This is a genomic window from Nonomuraea aridisoli (assembly GCF_003236395.1).
Lineage (GTDB): Bacteria > Actinomycetota > Actinomycetes > Streptosporangiales > Streptosporangiaceae > Nonomuraea > Nonomuraea aridisoli.
The window spans coordinates 1-19025 of sequence record NZ_POUD01000016.1; the positions used below are offsets into that span (position 1 = coordinate 1).

Sequence of the window (19025 nt, forward strand, 5' to 3'; positions counted from 1 at the left end):
CGTCGGGACACGCGCAGACGGGCACGGCCGCCCCACCTCGCTCGCGACCCGTCCGAGCGCGGCCGTGCCCGTCTGCGCGTGTCCCGACGGCATCCCGAAGGAGTCCTCGACCGACAGCGCCCGCACCCTGCCGTCGATCCAGTACGGCCGAGGCTGGTGGAAGGCCAGCTTGGCGATCGCGTTCACCGCCGCCGCCAGCAGCACGGTGAGCCCGAGCCGCAACGCGAACGCCGGATTGACGCACCAGTAGAGCACCGGCAGGCAGAGCAGGAAGAACGCGTCCGCCCCGAACACCGACACCAGCTCCAGCACGGGCCGGACCGCGTCGGGCCACCCCTGAAGCCAGACGATCGCCCCGAGCTCCGCCTCGCGCACCTCATCCACGAATGTCACGCCGTCGATCGGACCACACCGTGCCAGATCACCGCGAAACGACACGCCCACGAACTCCGCCGCCCAATCACGCCCGGAGCGGCACATCGTGCGCGCCGGGCGAGGAGCGGGTCAGGGAAGCCTGCGGAGGAGGGCCAGGAACATGGCGTCGGTGCCGTGGCGGTGCGGCCAGAACTGGGCGTGCGGCCCGTCGCCGAGCGCGCCGACCTCGGGCAGGTAGGCGCGGGCGTCGAGCTGCTCGACGTCGTCGCGGCGCGCCAGCACGTCACCGATGACCACCCGGGTCTCGGCCAGGTGCGGCGAGCAGGTGACGTACGCCACGACACCGCCGGGCCGTACGGCGTCGAGGGCCGTGCCGAGCAGGCCGCGCTGCAGCTTGCCCAGGTCGGCGATGCCGGCCGGATCGCGCCGCCAGCGGGCCTCCGGCCGCCGCCGCAGCGCGCCGAGCCCGGTGCAGGGCGCGTCGAGCATGACCCGGTCGAACACGCCCGGCCGCCACGCCGGCTCGGTGCCGTCAGCGGTGATCACAGCCGCGTCCCGGGTGGTCTCCCACACCAGCCGCGCCCGGTGATGCTGCGCGTCGGACGCCAGCACCCGGGCCCCGCCGGGGAACGCCTCCGGCGCGCCCTCCTCGCCCGGCGCGCCGGCGTCGTCCAAGGGGCGCGCGAGGTCGCCGTGGGTGGCGATCGCGTCGAGGAGCCCGGCCTTGCCGCCGGGGCCCGCGCACATGTCGAGCCACAACTCGCCGTCCCCGTCGCCGTCGATCGGCACGCGGGTCAGGGCGAGCGCGACGAGCTGGCTGGCCTCGTCCTGCACGGCGGCGCGTGTCTCCGCCACGGCCTTGACCTGCCCGGGGTCACCCTCGCGCAGGTAGGCGGCGTAGGGGGAATAGCGGCCTGGCATGGCGCCGGCCGCCTCCAGCTCCTCCACGGAGCTGCGCCCGGGACGCGCCACCAAGGTCACCAGCGGCCGGGCGTTGTCAGCCTCCAGGAGCTCGGCCAGCTCCTCGGACGACCCCAGCGCGTCGCGGAACGCCGAGACGATCCACCGGGGGTGACCGTGGGCGACGGCGAGGTGACCGACCGGGTCGTCGGCGGCGTCGGGTGCGATGATCGGCAACCACTCGTCGAGCGTCCTGGAGCCGATCTTGCGCAGCACCGCGTTGACGAACTTCGCCGCGCCCGGGCCGACGCGCAGGCGTACGAGGTCGACGGTGGTGCCGACGGCCGCGTGCGGCGGGACGCGCATGCGCAGCAACTGATGGGCGCCGAGCCGCAACGCGTCGAGCACGTCGGGGTCGGGCTCACGGTCGCTGCACATCTCGATGACGGCGTCGTACGTGCCCAGCCCGCGCAGCGTGCCGTAGGTGAGCTCGGTGGCCAGCGCGGCGTCGCGCCCCTTGACGCCCCGGTCGCGCAACAGCCGAGGCAGCAGCAGGTTGGCGTAGGCGTCCCGCTCTCCCACGGCGCGCAGGACGTCGAACGCCGCGTTGCGCGCCGGATCACGCGCCGGCCGCCGCGCACGCCCATCGCCGCCTGAGGACCGCCCGGTCCCTTGGCGCCGTCCGGAACCGCCGCCGGCTCCCTGAGGACGCCGTGGGCGGTCGTCGCCGTTCCCGGATCCCTGGCCCCTGCTCGTCATGCCCTCGAACCTTCGCCTACGGCCTGGACGGCAGGCCGCCGGGCATCGTGTACGTGACCGGCTTCGGCGCCGCCCTCCGCGCTCCAGAAGGCACGACCCGTCACCCGAAGACCTCTTCACCCTCGGGACGGACTCCGCGGGCCCACTCCCCCGCGCCCATCAGCCGCTTGCCCTGTGGCTGCACCTCGCCCAGCTCCACCGCGTGGGTGGCCGTGCCGACCAGCACCGTCGTCTTGGTCGCTGCGATCCGGCCGGGCGCGAGCCGCTCGCCGGGGACCACGCGGACCGGCCCCACCTTCACCCGCCGGCCGCGGAACTCCGTCCAGGCGCCGGGGTTGGGGGTGCAGGCCCGGACGAGCCGGTCGACGTGCATGGCGGGCTTCGCCCAGTCGATCCGGGCGTCGTCCACGTTGATCTTGGGCGCGATGGTGACCCCGTCGGCGGGCTGCGGCCTGGCCTCCAGGGTGCCGTCCTCGACGCCGTCGAGGGTGGCGGCGAGCAGCCCCGCCCCCGAGACCGACAGCCGCTCCAGCAGCGTGCCGCTCGTGTCGGTGGCGCGGATCTCCTCGGTCACGACGCCGTAGACGGGCCCGGCGTCCAGCTCCTTGACGATCTGGAACGTGGTCGCACCGGTGATCTCGTCGCCGTGCAGGATCGCGTGCTGCACGGGAGCGGCCCCGCGCCAGGCGGGCAGCACGGAGAAGTGCAGGTTGATCCAGCCGTGCCGGGGCACGTCGAGCGCCGACTGCGGCAGCAGCGCGCCGTACGCGACCACCGGGCAGCAGTCGGGCTCCAGCGCCCGCAGCTGGTCGAGGAAGGCGGGGTCGCCGGCCTTCTGCGGGCGGAGCACCTCGATGCCCGCCTCCTCGGCGAGCGCCGCCACCGGCGACGGGTGGACCTTGCGGCCACGCCCCGACTGGGCGTCAGGACGGGTGATCACGGCCACGACCTCGTGGCGGGGCGAGTCGATCAGGGTGCGCAGGGACGGCAGCGCCGTCTCGGGTGTGCCCGCGAAGACCAGACGCATGCTCTTACAGCGCCTTTCCGCCGGTCGGGTGGGGCGAGGCCTTGATCACCGGGGCGGACAGGCCGCTCCACTCCGCCTCGCGCACGGCCTTCATGGCGAGCTTGCGCTGCTTCGGGTCCATGCGGTCGATGAACAGGATGCCGTCGAGGTGGTCGGTCTCGTGCTGGAAGCAGCGCGCCATCAGGTCGGTGCCCTCCAGCGTGATGGGCTCGCCGTACACGTTGAAGCCCTTGGCCACGGCGCGGACGGCGCGCGGCGTCGGGAACGCCAGGCCGGGGAAGGACAGGCAGCCCTCCTCGCCCTCCTCGTCGATCTCCGGCGACAGGTCGAGGTCGGGGTTGATCAGGTGGCCGAGCTGCTCGTCGACGTAGTAGGTGAACACCCGCAGCCCGACGCCGATCTGCGGGGCCGCCAGGCCCGCGCCCGGCGCGTCCATCATCGTGTCGGTGAGGTCTTTGACCAGCTTGCGGAGCTCCTTGTCGAAGTCGACGACCGGGGCCGCCGGGGTACGCAGCACCGGATCTCCGAACAGCCGGATCGACTGGATCGCCAAGGGGTTCACTCCGTTCGTCGAGCGTGGATCAGCCGCCCAGTTTAGTGCAGGTATGGACCGTCTACCGGCCCGCGCCCTGCGAGCGCGCGTGCGCGAGCGTACGGGCCTTCAGCGCGGCCTTGCGCGCCGCCTTCACCACGGCCTGGTCGTCGTGGGCGGAGGCGAGCATGTCGAGCACGGCGATCGTGTCGGGGTGGCCGACCGCGGGCATCTCGCCGACCAGCCGGATCAGGTCTTCGCCCGGCTCGGGCGTGTCGATGCGGCCGGCGGCGGGCCCCGACATGTGCATGAGGGCCGCGAGGGAGTCGACCGCGATCCAGGTGTGGTCGTCGGGGCCGAGCGTCGGCGCGTCGAGGTCGCGGATGTGCAGCCAGGAGGCGGCGTAACGGCGCATGAGCGGGTGGTCGAGCGCCTGCCGGACGGGCGCCTCGGCCTCCGGGCCCAGCTCCTCCAGGATGGCGCCGACCGCGCCGCGCTGGCCGGCGGTGCCGGAGGCGGCGATCTCGATGAGCTCGCGGGCGGCGGACTCGGGCGAGCGGCGCTCCAGCCACCCGGCGACGGCGCTCTGCGTGGCGCTGCCGTTGACCAGGGCCGCCACCAGCTCGGCCGCCGACAGGTCGGCGAACACCTCGACCTCGGCGGTGGTCGGCGCGTCGTGGCCCTCGCGCAGCAGGTCGCGGCGGATGGCCCACACCCCGAGCGGGGTGAGCGCGGTGCGCCCCGCCGCCGTCTGCTCGACCAGCCCGCAGTACGTCAGCAGCGACAGCGCCTCCAGCAGCTCGGCCGGCAGCGCGGCGGCCAGCTTGCGCAGCTCGGCCGGCCCGGGCGCGCAGGCCACCTCGTGGGACTGCAGGATGCCGCGGGCGAGGTTGGCGGTGGCGACGCCCGAACGTACGGAGTAGATCGTGGCGAGCATCTCGGCGAGGTGGCCGTCGACCACTGCCGAGCCGGTCAGGCCGTCGTCGGCGCGGTCGAGGACGTCCATCACGACGCCGTCCCAGAACTCCAGCGTGGCCTCGACGGTGAGCCGCATCGACAGCGGCCCCCGCGACGCGCGCCCGCCGATGATCTGCAGCAGGCCGGTGTTGACGGCGACGATCCAGATCAGGCGCAGCCGGGAGGCGGGCACGCCGAGCTCCGCGGCGGCGGCCGCGGCGTCGGCCTCGGTCAGGTGACCGTCGGGCGTGACGGCGCGGGTGCCCGTCCAGCCGGTGAGCCGGATGGCGTCGGCCACCAGCGGCACCTCGGGCACCGCCCGGGCCAGCTCGGCGTCGGGCGCCAGCGGGACCGGCGGGAACGTCAGCGCCTCCCGCTCCGCGCGGGTCTCCTCAGGGGGCCGCGGAGGCACGACGGCCTGCTCATCGATCAGCTTGCGCAGCTCGGCGAGGTCGAAGACGTTGTTTGCCACCCACGAAACTTACTGCACAGCGGTCACGGGAGCGTACTCAACGGATGGCTCGGGAGCGGGCTTTGAACGCCGCCTTGCGCGCGGCCTTGGCGACCGTGCCGTCGGTGATGGAGCGCCCGAGGAGCTCGAGGACCTCGACCACGTCGGGATGGTCGACCCGCCACATCTCCTCGATCACGTGGGCGGGTGGGCCGGAGGCCGCCATGTTCTCCGCGAAGATCTCCGGATCCTCCTCGGCCGCGGGCATGGCCAGGGCGAGCATGTCGACGCTGACCCACAGCAGCTCCTCCTGGGTGAGCGCCGGCGCGGGCAGCCTCCTCGCGGCCAGCCAGTGGATGACGTGCGGACGCAGCTCCTCGTCGTCGAGGAACGCCCGCACCTGGGCCTCGGCCTCGGGGCCGAGCCGGTCGACGATGGTGATGGCGATGCCGCGGGCCACGGCGGGCGCGCCCGAGGCGGCGGCGAGCAGCTCGGCGGCGGCCTCGCCGGGGTCGCGACCGGCCAGCCAGCGGGCGATGTCGGCCTCGGCCAGCTCGGTCGGCACGCCTTCGAGCAGCCCTTCGATGAGCTCGTGGGCGTCGGCCTCGGCCAGGTCGGGGGCCAGCGGGGCGTCCACGCCGAGGGCCAGGTAGTGTTCGCGCAGCGCCCAGAGGGCGTGCGGGGTGAGCTCGGCGGTGTCGCCGTCGGTGTCGACCATGCCGCTCCAGGCCAGCCGGTCGAGCACGGCGGGCAGGTCGGCGGGGGTGTCGCCGGAGATCTCGTCGAGATAGTCGCCGATCACGGTGACGGGCACCCGCACCTGGAGGCGGTAGAGCATGTCGAACAGGTCGTAGAGGCCCTCGTCGATCTCGGGCGAGCCGGTGACCGCGCCGCCGGTGTCGTGGTCGAGCATCCGGGCCACGCGCTCGGACCAGGCGTTCAGCGGGTCACCGCCGGCCGGCAGCGGCTCCTCGGCCAGCATCGGCACGCTCGCGAGCGCCGCGCGCAGCTCCTCCGGCCCGGCCAGGCGCACGGCCGGCAGCGGCGTGCAGCCCGGGCAGTCGCAGGGTGCCTCGCCGAGGTCGGGCAGCTCCCCGGCGGGGATGGCGACCGACTGCTCGAGCGACTCGGGGCCGATCGAGCTGAACAGGCTCTTGGCCATGCCGAAGTTCGCCGGGTCGGCGAGGGCCTCGACCATGCGGGGCGCGATGTCGTCGAGCCGCTCGTGCATGCCCGCGGCGGCCGGCGGGCTCACCTTGCCGGCCTCGCGGAGGTAGTCGACGAGTGTGCGGGCCGCGGCGACGGTCTCGGGCGCGCTCTCGGGCGGCGCGATGACCTTGCGCGGGTAGATGGACAGCAGCAGCTCGTCAAAGGTTTCCGGGGTGAAGTCACCCAGTTCGTTGACGTTCAGGTAGTCGCTGGCGTAGTCGCAGAGCAGGCGGACCTCGTCCGCGTCAACCTCGACGCCCCGCGTGCGCCCCCAAGCACGCAGGTCGTCGATGGCTTGGTTCACCCATTCGATCGACACAGAGGCACGCTAACGGCTGGCCAACGGATGAGCGAATCGGGGAAAGCGTCTAAATCAGGTCGAGAGGGTCGACACTCACCCTCACGACATCAGGCGTCTTACGCGCCGCACGCACCCCGCTGGCACCTTTGAGCGCGGCGGCCAGGGCGGCGCCGCCGGACCGGCGTACCCGGATCATGGCGCGCTCCTGCCCGGAGTCGTCCAGCGGGACGGGACCGAGCACCTGGGCATCGGGCGGGAGGCGTACCTCGTCGAGCATCTGCCGGACCGCGGCGGGCGCGCCGGTGAGCGTGGCCATCCGCACGGCGGGCGGGAACCCCAGCTCGGCGCGGTCGCCGAGCTCGCGCTCGGCGTGACCGACCGGGTCCCACCTGATCAGAGCCTGTACGGCGGGCAGCCCGGCGTCGCCGAGCACCACCAGCTCGGCGGCCGGCCGCAGGAGGGCGGCGGCGTTCATCCACCGGCGCACCGCCTCCTCGCCCGCCCGCAGGTCGGCCCGGCCGAGCAGGGCCCACCCGTCGAGCAGCACGGCCGCCGCGTAGCCGCACTCGGCCACCGGCTCGGCTCCCGGCGTGGCGACGACGAGCGCGCGGGCGTCGGGAACGGTCGCGAGCACGCCGTCGCGCCCCGAGGTGCGGACCGGCACGGACGGGAAGGCCCGGCCGAGCTCCTCGGCGGTGCGGCGGGCGCCGGTGACCACGGCGCGCATCCGCGGGCTGCCGCACGACGGGCAGCGCCACGCCGCGTCCACCCGGCCGCACCAGCGGCAGTAGGGGGCCGTGTGGCCGGCTCTGAGCGCGAGGGGCCCGTGGCAGCGCGGCTCCCCCTCACCCGCATGCGGCACCGCGCGGCCCTCCTGCGTCCCGGCCGGCGCCTCCGGCCACCCCGGCGGCATGCCGACCGGCCCGCTGGGCGTCTTTCCCCGTACGTCCGCCCGCTCCACCGCGCCGCCCAGCGGGATCGCCCCCGCCATCGCCGCGCCGGCGTCCGGGGGCTGGACGCGCCTGGTCGGGGGCAGGACGCAGCGGGCGGGCGTACGGCAGTGGCGGCAGGCCAGGGCGGGCAGGTAACCGCGCCTCGGCACCTGCACCAGCACCGGGCCGCGCTCCAGTCCGTGGCGCAGCGCCCGCCACGCGAGGCTGGGCAGCCGGGCCTGCCGCGCGGCCTGGTCCTTGGCCAGCTCGGCGTCCTCTCCCGCGGGGCGTACACGGGGGGCGAGACTCCTGATCGTCGTACGGGCGGCCACGATCGGCCGGGCCCAGCCGGTCGCGACGAGCTGGGTGGCCTCGGCGGTGCGCGCGTAGCCGCCGATCAGCATGGCCGCACCGGCCCGGTGGGCGCGCAGCCCGAGCACCTCGCGGGCGTGCGGGTAGGGGGCCAGCCGCTCGGCGTGCAGGTCGTCGCCGTCGTCCCAGACGGCCACCAGGCCGAGATCGGCGACGGGGGCGAACATGGCGGTACGGGTGCCGACGACGGCGCGTACGTGGCCTCTCAGCACCTTCAGCCACCGCCGGTACCGCTCGGCCGGGCCGAGGTCGGCGGTGAGCGCGACGTGCCTCCCGGGGCCGAGGATCCGGGCGAACGCGGCGTCGGCCAGCGCGACGTCCTTGCCGTCGGGCACCACGACGACCGCTCCCCTGCCGCCGTCGAGGGTGGCCAGCACCGCCTCCGCCAGCTCCGGCGCCCACCCCCTGGCCCCGGGCAACGCCGACCACACGGCCCGCGGGGCGCGCCCGTCGCGCAACGCCTTCAGGAACGAACGCCCGGCCGGATACGCGTCCCACGCGCTCCCCCCGGCACCGTGCGAACCCTCCCGCGCGCCCTCACGCGACGCCTCGGCCGCTCGTGAGGGTTCGGGGGCCGGAGAAGACGGCTCGGCTTCTCGTGAGGGTTCGGCCGCCGATGAAGACGCGTCGGGCGCCGGGGAAGACGGCTCGGTCGCTCGTGAGGGTTGGGAGGCTTGGGCCGGTTCGGCTTCGGCCTTGGCGTGGCGCGGCGGGATCGCCACGCGCAGCACGTCGGTGAGCGTGCCCGCGTACCGGTCGGCGACCGCCCTGGCCAGGCCGGCGATCTCCGGGGTGAGCACCCGCTCCGGGGAGACCACGCGTTCCAGCGGGGTCAGCCGGCCCTCGTGGTCGCTCGCGCCGACGCGTTCGAGCAGGAACCCGTCGACGAGCTTGCCCGCGAACCGCACCCGCACCCGCACCCCGGGCTCGGCGGTCTCGTGCAGGGTGGCGGGCACCAGGTAGTCGAAGGGCCGGTCGAGGTGCGGGAGCGGGCTGTCGACCACGACCCTGGCCACGGGCCGCTCGGGCGCGGCCACGGGGGCCCCTCTGGTGTCCTTCGCCGACACCGGGGGCCGCACGGCTTCGAGCGGCAGGAGGGCGTCGTCGGAGGAGTGGGTCACGCCTAACGTCTACCAGACCCCGCCACCCGCGACGTCCACCGCGCACCGGGACCACCTGCGGAAAGCACACGGACCGGTGCCGCGTCATGACGAAGCGGCACCGGTCGGGCAGGGCTCCCGAGGCAGGGCCCCGAGGCAGGGTCCCAAGGTAGGGCTCCCGAGGTCGGCCGGGAGCCGGACGGTCAGAGACCGGCGGCGTTGCGCAGGGCCTCGGCGCGGTCGGTGGACTCCCAGGAGAAGTTCTCGCGGCCGAAGTGGCCGTAGGCGGCGGTCTCGGAGTAGATCGGGCGCAGCAGGTCGAGGTCGCGGATGATGGCGGCCGGACGCAGGTCGAACACCTGGAGCACGGCCTCCTGGATCTTCTCCACGGGCAGCTTCTCGGTGCCGAAGCACTCGACGAACAGGCCCACCGGCTCGGCCTTGCCGATGGCGTACGCGACCTGCACCTCGCACCGGTCGGCGAGACCTGCGGCCACGACGTTCTTGGCGACCCAGCGCATGGCGTAGGCGGCCGAGCGGTCGACCTTGGACGGGTCCTTGCCCGAGAAGGCGCCGCCGCCGTGGCGGGCCATGCCGCCGTAGGTGTCGATGATGATCTTGCGGCCGGTGAGGCCGGCGTCGCCCATGGGGCCGCCGATCTCGAAGCGGCCGGTCGGGTTGACCAGCAGGCGGTAACCCTCGGTCTGCAGGTCGAGGTCGGCTAGCACCGGGTCGACCACGTGCTCCTTGATGTCGGGCGTCAGCATCTCCTTGAGGTCGATCTCCGCCGCGTGCTGCGTGGAGACGACCACGGTGTCGAGCCGGATCGGCGTGTCGCCGTCGTACTCGATCGTCACCTGGGTCTTGCCGTCGGGACGGAGGTAGGGCACCGTGCCGGTCTTGCGCACCTCGGACAGGCGCTGGGCGAGCCGGTGGGCCAGCGTGATCGGCAGCGGCATCAGCTCGGGGGTCTCGCGGCAGGCGTAGCCGAACATGAGGCCCTGGTCGCCGGCGCCCTGGCGGTCGAGTTCGTCGTCGTCGCCGTCGACGCGGTGCTCGTAGGCGTTGTCGACGCCCTGGGCGATGTCGGGCGACTGCGCTCCGATGGACACCGACACGCCGCACGAGGCGCCGTCGAAGCCCTTGTGGGAGGCGTCGTAGCCGATCTCCAGGATCTTCTCCCGGATGACGCCGGGGATGTCGACGTAGGTCTCGGTCGTGACCTCGCCTGCGACGTGGACCTGGCCGGTGGTGATCAGCGTCTCGACCGCGACCCGGCTCCTCGGGTCGTCCTTGAGCATGGCGTCGAGAATCGCGTCACTGATCTGGTCGGCGATCTTGTCCGGGTGGCCCTCTGTGACCGACTCGGAGGTGAACAGGCGACGTGACAACTCAGTGGCTCCTCATGCAGCGGCTGCTGACGGATGTCAGGCCCGGGGCGGATGGACGTGCCCGGGCCTGGCCGAAGTCTAGCCCTACCGGGCACCGAGTCGCGAAACCGTCCACCTACTGTCTCCTATCACAGTTCGGGCAGCGGATCGGGCGGGAGACTCTCCGGCGCGAAGATCTCCGCGTCGGCGGCCGAGACCACGGAGGCGTACTCCTCGTCGAACTCGAACACCCGGGAGCCGAGCTCGATCACCGGCCCGGGACGGATCGGGCCCAGCCGGGTGTGTCGCGGGAACTCTGCGACCACCGACACCGGCCGGTCGGTGCGCAGCGTCCGGGTGGCGAGCACGGATATGGCCGAGGCGGTGACGACGATGAGGAAGTTCCCCGAGCCCGCCGGCCCCGCGGAGAAGGCGGGGAAGACATAGTGGATCTCCCCTTGGTCGCCGAGCAACGTCCTACAACGATCTCTGACAGCAGAACCCACCGGCATTCCATCCCCCTTTGCCCCAAGTATCCGCAGGCGTACGGGGGTGTCGCAACAGGTGATCGAGTAACTGCTTATAAACGGATTGCACACCGAATGAGCGGCGTGTCCGTTTATCGGGATTGAACGTGTCAGGAAATGCGGGCGGCCACCAGGTCCCACACGACGTCGGCCAGATCCTCCTTGGGCCCGAACGGCACCTCGACCGGCTCTCCGCCGGCCACCAGCACGGTGGCGGCGTTGTCGGGGGTGCCGAACGCCAGCCCCTCCCCCACCTGGTTGACCACGAGCAGGTCGCAGCCCTTGCGGGCGAGCTTGGCCTGGCCGTTGGCGAGCACGTCGTCGGTCTCGGCCGCGAAACCCACGATCACGCCGGGCGCCTCGGCGCCGGCCTGCGCGTCCCGGGCGGCGCGGCGGCGCTCGCCCAGCTCGGCGAGGATGTCGGGGTTCTTCGTCAGCAGGATGGGCTCGGGCTCGCCGTCGGTTTTCTTGATCTTGGAGTCCTGGCGTGTCGCGGGCCGGAAGTCGGCCACCGCGGCGGCCATGACCACCGCGTCGGCGCCCGCCGAGGCCTCGAGCACCGCCTCACGCAGCTCGGCCGTCGACTCCACCCGGACGACCTTGGCGCCGGCGGGGTCGGGCAGCGTCGTGTTGGCCGCCACGAGCGTCACCTCGGCGCCCCGGGCGACGGCCGTACGGGCCAGGGCGTAGCCCTGCAGGCCCGAGGAGCGGTTGCCGATGAAGCGCACCGGGTCGATCGCCTCGCGCGTGCCGCCGGCGGAGATGACGATCTTGCGCCCGGCGAGGTCGAGCGGACGGCCGCGCAACACGCGCAGGCAGACCTGGAAGATCTCGGCCGGGTCGGGCAGCCGCCCGGGGCCGGTGTCGGCGCCGGTGAGCCGCCCCACGGCGGGGTCGATGACGACGGCGCCGCGCTCGCGCAACGTCGCGACGTTGGCCCGGGTCGCGGGGTGCTGCCACATCTCGGTGTGCATCGCGGGCGCGAACACCACCGGGCACGTGGCCGTCAGCAGGGTGTTGGTCAGCAGGTCGCCGGCCAGCCCGTGGGCCGCCCTGGCCAGCACGTCGGCGGTCGCGGGCGCCACGACGACGAGGTCGGCCCCCTTGCCGATCCGCACATGGGGGACCTCGTGAACGTCGTCCCAGACCTCGGCCGAGACCGGGTTGCCCGACAGCGCGGCCCAGGTGGGCGCGCCCACGAACTTGAGGGCCTCGCGGGTCGGGACGACCCGCACCTCGTGCCCGGACTCGGTGAACAGACGCAGCAGCTCACACGCCTTGTACGCGGCGATGCCGCCGCTGACCCCCAGGACGACCTTCATCGAAGGGGTCAGACCGCGCCTTCGATGGGCTCGGCGTTGAGCAGCCCCTCGGAGACCTCGCGCAGCGCGATGGACAGCGGCTTCTCCTGAGCGTGCGTCTCGACCAGCGGCCCGACGTATTCCAGCAGGCCCTCGCCGAGCTGGGAGTAGTAGGCGTTGATCTGGCGGGCGCGCTTGGCACCCATGATCACCAGGGAGTATTTGCTGTCGACGATGTCGAGCAGCGCGTCGATCGGCGGGTTGGTGATGCCCTCCGCGGCCGGGGTGGTGCCTGCCACGATTGTCAGACCTCTCGGTTGGTGGTTGTCGTGACCCCCTGAGGGTCAGTCATCAAGGCTATCAGCCGGTGGCACACGTCTTGGACACTCGTGTTGACCAGGGTGAGGTCGAATTCGCCCTCGGCGGCCATCTCGATCCGCCCGGCCTCCAGCCGGCGCGCGATGACCTCCTCGGGCTCGGTGCCGCGCCCGCGCAGCCGCTTCTCCAGCTCCTCCCAGCTCGGAGGGGCCAGGAACACCAGCAGCGCCTCGGGCATGCTCCTGCGCACCTGCCTGGCGCCCTCGAGGTCGATCTCGAGCAGCGTCGGGACGCCTTCGGCGAGCTTCTTCAGCACCGGCTCGCGCGGGGTGCCGTAGCGGTTGCCCGCGAACTCCGCCCACTCCAGCAGTTCGCCGGCCTCGACCAGCCGGTCGAACTCCTCGCCGTCGACGAAGAAGTAGTGGACCCCGTTGACCTCGCCGGGCCGGGGTCTCCTGGTGGTCACCGAGACCGACAGCCACACCTCGGGGTGTGCCCGCCGGAGCTCGGCGACGACCGTGGACTTGCCGACGCCTGACGGCCCTGACAGGACCGTCAGCCGCCGCTCGCTCAAGGGCAGGAAGTCGTCCTCCGCTCCCGATCCGAGCGCCTCATAGGCACTGACGTCGCCGGACCAGGACCTCTCGGTCACTTCCTACCCCCCGTTGAACCTGCGCTTTCGTGTGGAACAGAGACTAGCTCTCGTTGCCACCGAACTCGCGCTCGAGGGCGGCCCTCTGGTTCGCGCCGAGACCCCGCACGCGGCGGGACTCGGCGATCGCGAGCCGCTCCATGAGCTGCTTGGCGCGGACCTTGCCGACGCCGGGGAGCGATTCCAACAAAGCCGACACCTTCATCTTGCCGATGACGTCGTCGGTCTGCCCATCCTTGAGCACCTCAGCCAGAGAAACCGCGCCATGCTTGAGCCGGTTCTTGACCTCGGCACGCTCTTTACGGGCCTTTGCAGCCTTCTCCAGGGCTGCGGCGCGCTGCTCGGGGGTCAGGGGAGGAAGAGCCACGCCGGGTCACCTCGAATTTCTGTCGATGTACTCGGACGGGAAGGGAAACTAGCTGGTCATCGCCCCCTAAGCAACGTCAAGAGCGGTTTCTCTCGCGACAAAATCCACTTCATCACTGTGCGTGATCGTAAAATCACCTAGTGCTGATCAAATCGCCCTCACTTCCCCCTTCGCGCGCCGGCTCGCGCCAGGGTCGCGAAGTGCGGTGATGATCGCGCCGGCAGCGCCGCCCGATGTCCGAAACCCCGTCCAGACCTGGGCCGAAACCCAAACGAAGATCGCGTTCGACATGCCTCACGCATGCCTTATGATCTTGTGCGCGGGCCTCTTCCGGGTCTCCGCGGCGCCGCCTCCACGGCGCCGTCGCGATGCCGTCCTGATGCCGTCCTGATGGCGTCCTGATGCCGTCGCGGCGCCCTCGCGGCGCCCCGGAAGTCCCGCCGTCCCGGCTTCCCGCGTCACGGTTCGTGACGGTCGCGGGTCAGCTGAGCGCCTGGGCCGTATGGATCAGGTGGACGTGCGTGAACGCCTGCGGGAAGTTGCCGAGCTGACGTTCCATGACCGGGTCGTACTCCTCGGCGAGCAGGCCCACGTCGTTGGTGAGGCCCAGCAGCCGCTCGAACAGCTCCGTGGCCTCGTCCTTGCGGCCGAGGAGGGCGAGCACCTCGGCCAGCCAGAAGCTGCCGGCGAGGAAGACTCCCTCGGCGCCGGGGAGCCCGTCGATGTCGTTGTGCCCGGAGGTCGGATAGCGCAGCAGGAGGCCGTCCGCCGTCAGCTCGCGCTGGATCGCCTCGACCGTGCCGGCGACCCGCGGGTCGTCCGGCGGCAGGAAGCCGACGATCGGGATGATGAGCAGCGCCGCGTCGAGCTCGCGCGAGCCGTACGACTGGGTGAACGTGCCGCGCTCGGCGTCGAAGCCCTTCTCGCAGACCTCGGCGTGGATCCGCTCCCGCAAGGAGCGCCAGCGCTCGACGGGACCGGGCCGGCCGAACTCCTCGACGGCGCGCACCACACTGTCGGCCGCCGCCCACACCATGACCTTGGAATGGACGAAATGCCGCCGCCGGCCGCGGACCTCCCACAGGCCCTCGTCGGGCTGGTCCCAGCCGCGCTCGAGGAAGTCCATCAGCTTGGAGACCGTGGCCCAGGCATAGGCGTCGGGCGCCGGCATCCCGTGCTTGCGCGCCTGGTACATGCAGCGCAGAACCTGGCCGTAGACGTCGAGCTGGAGCTGGCTGACGGCGTCGTTGCCGATCCGCACCGGCCGGGAGTCCTCGTAGCCGGAGAGCCAGTTCAGCGTCTGCTCGGGGAGGCGCCGCTCGCCTGCCACCCCGTACATGACCTGGAGGTCCTCGGGGCGGCCCGCTATGGCGCGCAGCAGCCACTCCAGCCAGGTGGCGGCCTCCCCGACGTATCCGGCCCTGGACAGGGCGTCGAGGGTCATGGCGGCGTCGCGCAGCCAGCAGTACCGGTAGTCCCAGTTGCGTACGCCGCCGATGACCTCGGGCAGCGACGTGGTGGGCGCCGCCACGATGCCACCGGTCGGGCTGTAGGTGAGCGCCTTGAGCGTGATGAGGGAGCGGACCACGGCGTCGCGCCATGGCCCCGCGGCCCGGCTGTGGGAGACCCACTCCTCCCAGAACCGCCGGGTCTTGCCGAGCTGGTCGACGGGATCCATGGGGTCGGGTTCCGGCAGGTGCGAGGGCTGCCATGCGAACACGAACGCCCGGCGTTCCCCCGCGGCGATCGTGAACGTCCCGTGATGCCCGTGGCCGTCGCCGTTCAGGAGGACGGGCGTGTGGATCCAGACCGAGTCGGGACCGCCGATGGCGTGGAGGTGGCCGCCGATGAGGCGGCTCCACGGCACGATCCTGCCGTAGTCGAACCGGATGCTGATCTTCACGGACATGTCCACCGTCCCGGACACGCCCTCCACGATCCGGACCAGGTCGGGGTTGGCGTGCTGGGGAGGCATGAAGTCGATGACCTTGACGGTCCCGGTGGAGGTCTCCCACACGGTCTCAAGGATCAGCGTGTCGCCGGCGTACGCGCGTCGGGTGGCCGTCTCGTGCCCGGCGGGGGCCAGCCGCCAGAACCCGTTGGAGTCGTCGCCGAGGAGCCTGGCGAAGCAGGCGGGCGAGTCGAAGCGGGGAAGACAGAGCCAGTCGATCGATCCGTCGCGGCCGACGAGGGCCGCCGACCGCGTGTCCCCGATGAGGGCGTAGTCCTCGATCCGCACGCGAACCCCCTACCCCGCGTCCCCGCCGACCGCCGCCATCTGCGCAAAACCTCACCCAAACGATGGGATGCCCCACATGCCACGACGGACTGCCGTACCGGGCGCTCATCTAGAAGCACGGCCCCCGCGACTGCCTCGATCGCGATCGACATGCCGCAGGCGAACCGCCGCTCGCAGTACGGGCACTTCAGGTCCAGCGAGTACATCTGTACCGTCCCAGGGCGGCCCCGGCCCCGGCGTTAGTCGCCGGCGTGCCTCTTGAGCTCCGGCGGTGAACGCACGCCACGGCTGGGGGTTCGGTCGGGACGGCGACCAGGCCGCCGCGTACAGCACGCTCCAGCACCCCCCCGGGGGCCCCGGTCAGTGAATGCGCGCCGCCCGCCGACTCCCGACCGCGCACATCTTGGGCGGGACCGTCACCTCGGGATGCGCCGGGCCCGTGCGGACGTGGCCCACCGTGGCGTCTGGCGCGCCTCCACGTGCTCGCGCACGCTGCCGAGCGCCGCAGCGCTCCCGAAGGCGGACCGCCGCTCCTGATGGGAAACTTCAGGCCCGGCGGGTACATCTCGTACTCCCGGAGTCGCCCGCGGCCAGGCGTTGCTCACGGACGCGCCTCCCGAGCTCCGCCGGTCGGCACGTAGGCGCGCGACCCCGACGGCGACCGGGCCGCCGCGGGCGGCGCCTCTCCCGTCACTGCCGGTCGGTGGGTGCGCCGGCTCCCGGCCGCGTGTTGCTTGGACGGTCGAGGCCGGCGGAGGTGACAGGGGTGTACCGCGGCGGGGTCAGGAGGCGCGGCGGAGGGAGGCGGCGATGGCCGCGGCGGCGGCGCCCGGGTCGGGGGCGGCGGTGATGGGGCGGCCGATGACGAGCAGGTCGGCCCCGTCGGCCAGGGCCTGCTCCGGGGTGGCCACCCGCATCTGGTCCTGCGCGTCGGCCCCCTTGGGACGCACGCCCGGCGTGATGAGCGTGATCCCGTCGCCCACCTCGGCCCGCACCGCCGACACCTCGTTGGGCGAGCACACCAGCGCCGTGGCGCCCGCCTCGACCGACAGGACGGCCAGGCGGCGAACGGCGTCGTCGGCCGGCCCGGCGATGCCGATGCGGCCGAGGTCGGACTCCGACAGGGAGGTCAGGATGGTGACGGCGGCGATCTGGGTGTGCGGCGCGGCCTCCACGGCGGCCCTGATCATGGCGGGCCCACCGGCGGCGTGCACGGTCAGGATGGACGGCCGCAGCCGCGCCACGGCCCGTGAGGCCCCGGCGACGGTGTTGGGGATGTCGTGCAGCTTCAGGTCCAGGAAGACGGCGACGCCGCTGGCCCCCCGCACGGAGGCGATCACGTCGGGGCCGTAGCGCAGGTAGAGCTCCAGGCCCACCTTCACCGTGGTGACGTGCGGCGTGACCAGGGCGGCCCACCGGGCGGCGGTCTCCAGGTCGGGGGCGTCGAGAGCGACGGCGATGGGTGCGGGGGTCAACAGGTGCGCTCCGGGGATTCGGGAGTCAAGGCGTGCTCTCCTCGGTGTCTACCAACAGGTGCCGGGGCGCGCTCCCCGGCGGGCGGTGCGCCAGGCCGACGGCGTCGGCCAGGCGCTGGAAGCCGCGGGCCCGGAGCAGGTCCTCCAGCTCGCGTTCGATGCGCAGGCAGGCGTACGGGTCGTGGAACAGCGCCGTGCCCACGCCCACCACGCAGGCGCCCGCGAGGACGAGCTGGAAGGCGTCCCGGCCGGTCATGACGCCGCCGATGCCGATGATCGGCACCCCGGGGAGGGCGGCGTGGACCTGCCAGACACACCGTACGGCCAGCGGCAGGATGGCCGGCCCCGACAGGCCGCCGGTGACGGCGGCGAGCGAGGGCCGCAGCGCCTCGGTGTCGATGGCCATGCCCAGCGGATTGTTGATCATGGACAGCGCGTCGGCCCCGGCGTCCACGCAGGCCCGCGCGACGGCGACGATGTCGGCCACGTCGGGCGCGAGCTTGGCGACGACCGGCACGTCGTAGCGCATGATCGAGCGCACGGAGGCGATCACCTCGGCCGCGGCGCTGCCCTCGCGCGCGAACACGCGCCCGCGGTCCTCCATGTTGGGGCAGGAGAGGTTGACCTCCAGCGCGGTGACCCCGGGCGCGTCGGCGAGCCGGCGGGCCAGCTCGGAGTACTCGGCGACGGTGCCGCCGCCGATCGAGACGATGGTCTTGATGCCGCGCTGGGCCAGCCAGGGCAGCTCCCGCTCCAGGAACGCGTCGATGCCCGGCCCCTGCAGCCCGACGGCGTTGAGCATGCCGGAGGGCGTCTCGGCCATGCGCGGCGTGGGCCGGCCGGCGCGCGGCGCCATGGTGATCGAGCGGGTGGTCAGCGCGCCGAGCCGGTGCAGGTCGAAGAACTGCGCGAGCTCCCGGCCGGAGGAGGCGCAGCCGGCGGCCGTGGTGATCGGGTTCGCCAGCTCCACGTGCGCCAGAAATGTCCGCATATCAACCGACATGTCGCACACCGCCTCCGGGGGCGCCGAGCGCGTCGAACGGGATCGTGCCCACGTCCTCGAAGCGCACCCGCTCCCCGCGGAACACCGGCCCCTCCGCGCACGCCCGGACCATCCTGGTGGCCCCGTCGTCGCCGATGACCGGCAGCACGCACGTCATGCAGACGCCGATCCCGCAGGCCATCGACTCCTCCACCGCCACCTGCACCGGGATGTCGAACTCCATCGCCACCGCCGTCACCGCCCGCAGCGTCTCCATCGGCGCGCACGCGTAGACGGCGTCGGCCCGCGTGTCGGCGATCACCGACGGCAGCGCGTCGGTGACCTTGCCGCGCAGGCCGAGCGAGCCGTCCTCGGTGGTCAGCGTGGTCGTCGTCGCCATCCGGCGCGCCCGCATCGCCCCGAACACCCGCTCCGCCCCGGCCCCGCCGAGCACGAAGTCGACCCGGCAGCCGCGCGCCAGCAGCGCGTCGGCCAGCGGGAAGAGCACGGCGGAGCCGTACTCGGAGCCGACCAGCACGCAGTGGGCGGGGTCGCGGGGCAGCGGGAACGGACGCCCGAGCGGCCCGACGAGGTCGAGCGTGTCACGGGCGCGCCGCTCGGCCAGCCAGGCCGTGCCGGGGCCGCGCGTGGTGAAGACGAGCTCGACCGTGCCGCCGTAGTCGGACTTCACGTCGTGGATGGACAGCGCGCGGCGCGTCACCATCGACGTGTGGGGCCCGCCGACCGCCACCGAGACGAAATGACCGGGGCGGTAACGCTCGGCGATGCCGGGCGCCACCACCGTCAGCGCATGGTAGGCGTCGACCCGGCGCGTCGTCAGCACCGTGCCCGTCACCTGCACCGGTGTACCGGCCAGTC

At 73.1% G+C, this 19025-nt stretch carries 17 protein-coding genes; all 17 read right to left on the reverse strand.

Annotated features, from left to right (window positions below; genetic code table 11):
• Window positions 1-393: phosphatase PAP2 family protein (locus C1J01_RS06310; RefSeq protein ID WP_181448595.1), on the reverse strand; the 393-nt coding region annotated here is incomplete at its 3' end.
• 111 nt (window positions 394-504) lie between these two features.
• Window positions 505-2034: an RsmB/NOP family class I SAM-dependent RNA methyltransferase gene (locus C1J01_RS06315; protein WP_111176999.1), complete on the reverse strand. Its 1530-nt coding sequence runs from the start codon at window positions 2032-2034 to the stop codon at window positions 505-507.
• A 100-nt stretch (window positions 2035-2134) separates the two neighbouring features.
• Window positions 2135-3061, reverse strand: coding sequence for a methionyl-tRNA formyltransferase (gene fmt / locus C1J01_RS06320; protein WP_111177001.1), 927 nt, complete (start codon window positions 3059-3061; stop codon window positions 2135-2137).
• Between the two features lie 4 nt (window positions 3062-3065).
• A complete protein-coding gene (gene def, locus C1J01_RS06325; protein WP_111177106.1) occupies window positions 3066-3614 on the reverse strand; it encodes a peptide deformylase in 549 nt (182 codons plus the stop codon).
• A gap of 61 nt (window positions 3615-3675) precedes the next feature.
• Window positions 3676-5022 carry a hypothetical protein gene (locus tag C1J01_RS06330; RefSeq protein WP_111177003.1) on the reverse strand — a complete coding sequence of 449 codons (1347 nt, stop codon included), beginning with the start codon at window positions 5020-5022 and terminating at the stop codon, window positions 3676-3678.
• A gap of 37 nt (window positions 5023-5059) precedes the next feature.
• Window positions 5060-6529: a hypothetical protein gene (locus tag C1J01_RS06335; protein ID WP_111177005.1), complete on the reverse strand. Its 1470-nt coding sequence runs from the start codon at window positions 6527-6529 to the stop codon at window positions 5060-5062.
• 49 nt (window positions 6530-6578) lie between these two features.
• Window positions 6579-8936, reverse strand: coding sequence for a primosomal protein N' (locus C1J01_RS06340; RefSeq protein ID WP_111177007.1), 2358 nt, complete (start codon window positions 8934-8936; stop codon window positions 6579-6581).
• Window positions 8937-9118: 182 nt separating this feature from the next.
• The gene (gene metK / locus C1J01_RS06345; RefSeq protein ID WP_111177009.1) at window positions 9119-10306 is read right to left on the reverse strand and encodes a methionine adenosyltransferase; all 1188 of its coding nucleotides are present in this window, start codon (window positions 10304-10306) and stop codon (window positions 9119-9121) included.
• Between the two features lie 128 nt (window positions 10307-10434).
• A complete protein-coding gene (locus C1J01_RS06350; protein WP_181448596.1) occupies window positions 10435-10797 on the reverse strand; it encodes a hypothetical protein in 363 nt (120 codons plus the stop codon).
• 125 nt (window positions 10798-10922) lie between these two features.
• Window positions 10923-12134, reverse strand: coding sequence for a bifunctional phosphopantothenoylcysteine decarboxylase/phosphopantothenate--cysteine ligase CoaBC (coaBC, locus tag C1J01_RS06355; protein WP_111177013.1), 1212 nt, complete (start codon window positions 12132-12134; stop codon window positions 10923-10925).
• A gap of 8 nt (window positions 12135-12142) precedes the next feature.
• The gene (gene rpoZ, locus C1J01_RS06360) at window positions 12143-12412 is read right to left on the reverse strand and encodes a DNA-directed RNA polymerase subunit omega (protein WP_043638590.1); all 270 of its coding nucleotides are present in this window, start codon (window positions 12410-12412) and stop codon (window positions 12143-12145) included.
• A gap of 5 nt (window positions 12413-12417) precedes the next feature.
• Window positions 12418-13083 (reverse strand): guanylate kinase, encoded by a 666-nt coding sequence (gene gmk / locus C1J01_RS06365; RefSeq protein ID WP_438943094.1) that lies wholly within the window; start codon window positions 13081-13083, stop codon window positions 12418-12420.
• A 43-nt stretch (window positions 13084-13126) separates the two neighbouring features.
• A complete protein-coding gene (gene mihF, locus C1J01_RS06370; RefSeq protein ID WP_055503120.1) occupies window positions 13127-13450 on the reverse strand; it encodes an integration host factor, actinobacterial type in 324 nt (107 codons plus the stop codon).
• Between the two features lie 481 nt (window positions 13451-13931).
• Entirely contained in the window at window positions 13932-15689 is a 1758-nt protein-coding gene (locus C1J01_RS06375) for a glycoside hydrolase family 15 protein (protein WP_111177015.1), read from the reverse strand.
• Window positions 15690-16471: 782 nt separating this feature from the next.
• A complete protein-coding gene (gene pyrF / locus C1J01_RS06380) occupies window positions 16472-17164 on the reverse strand; it encodes an orotidine-5'-phosphate decarboxylase (protein WP_111177017.1) in 693 nt (230 codons plus the stop codon).
• 25 nt (window positions 17165-17189) lie between these two features.
• On the reverse strand, window positions 17190-18167 hold the full coding sequence (locus C1J01_RS06385) for a dihydroorotate dehydrogenase (protein ID WP_111177019.1): 978 nt from the start codon (window positions 18165-18167) through the stop codon (window positions 17190-17192).
• Entirely contained in the window at window positions 18157-19008 is an 852-nt protein-coding gene (locus C1J01_RS06390) for a dihydroorotate dehydrogenase electron transfer subunit (RefSeq protein ID WP_181448597.1), read from the reverse strand. The genes C1J01_RS06385 and C1J01_RS06390 overlap by 11 nt, the downstream gene beginning before the upstream one ends.
• Window positions 19009-19025 lie beyond the last annotated feature (17 nt).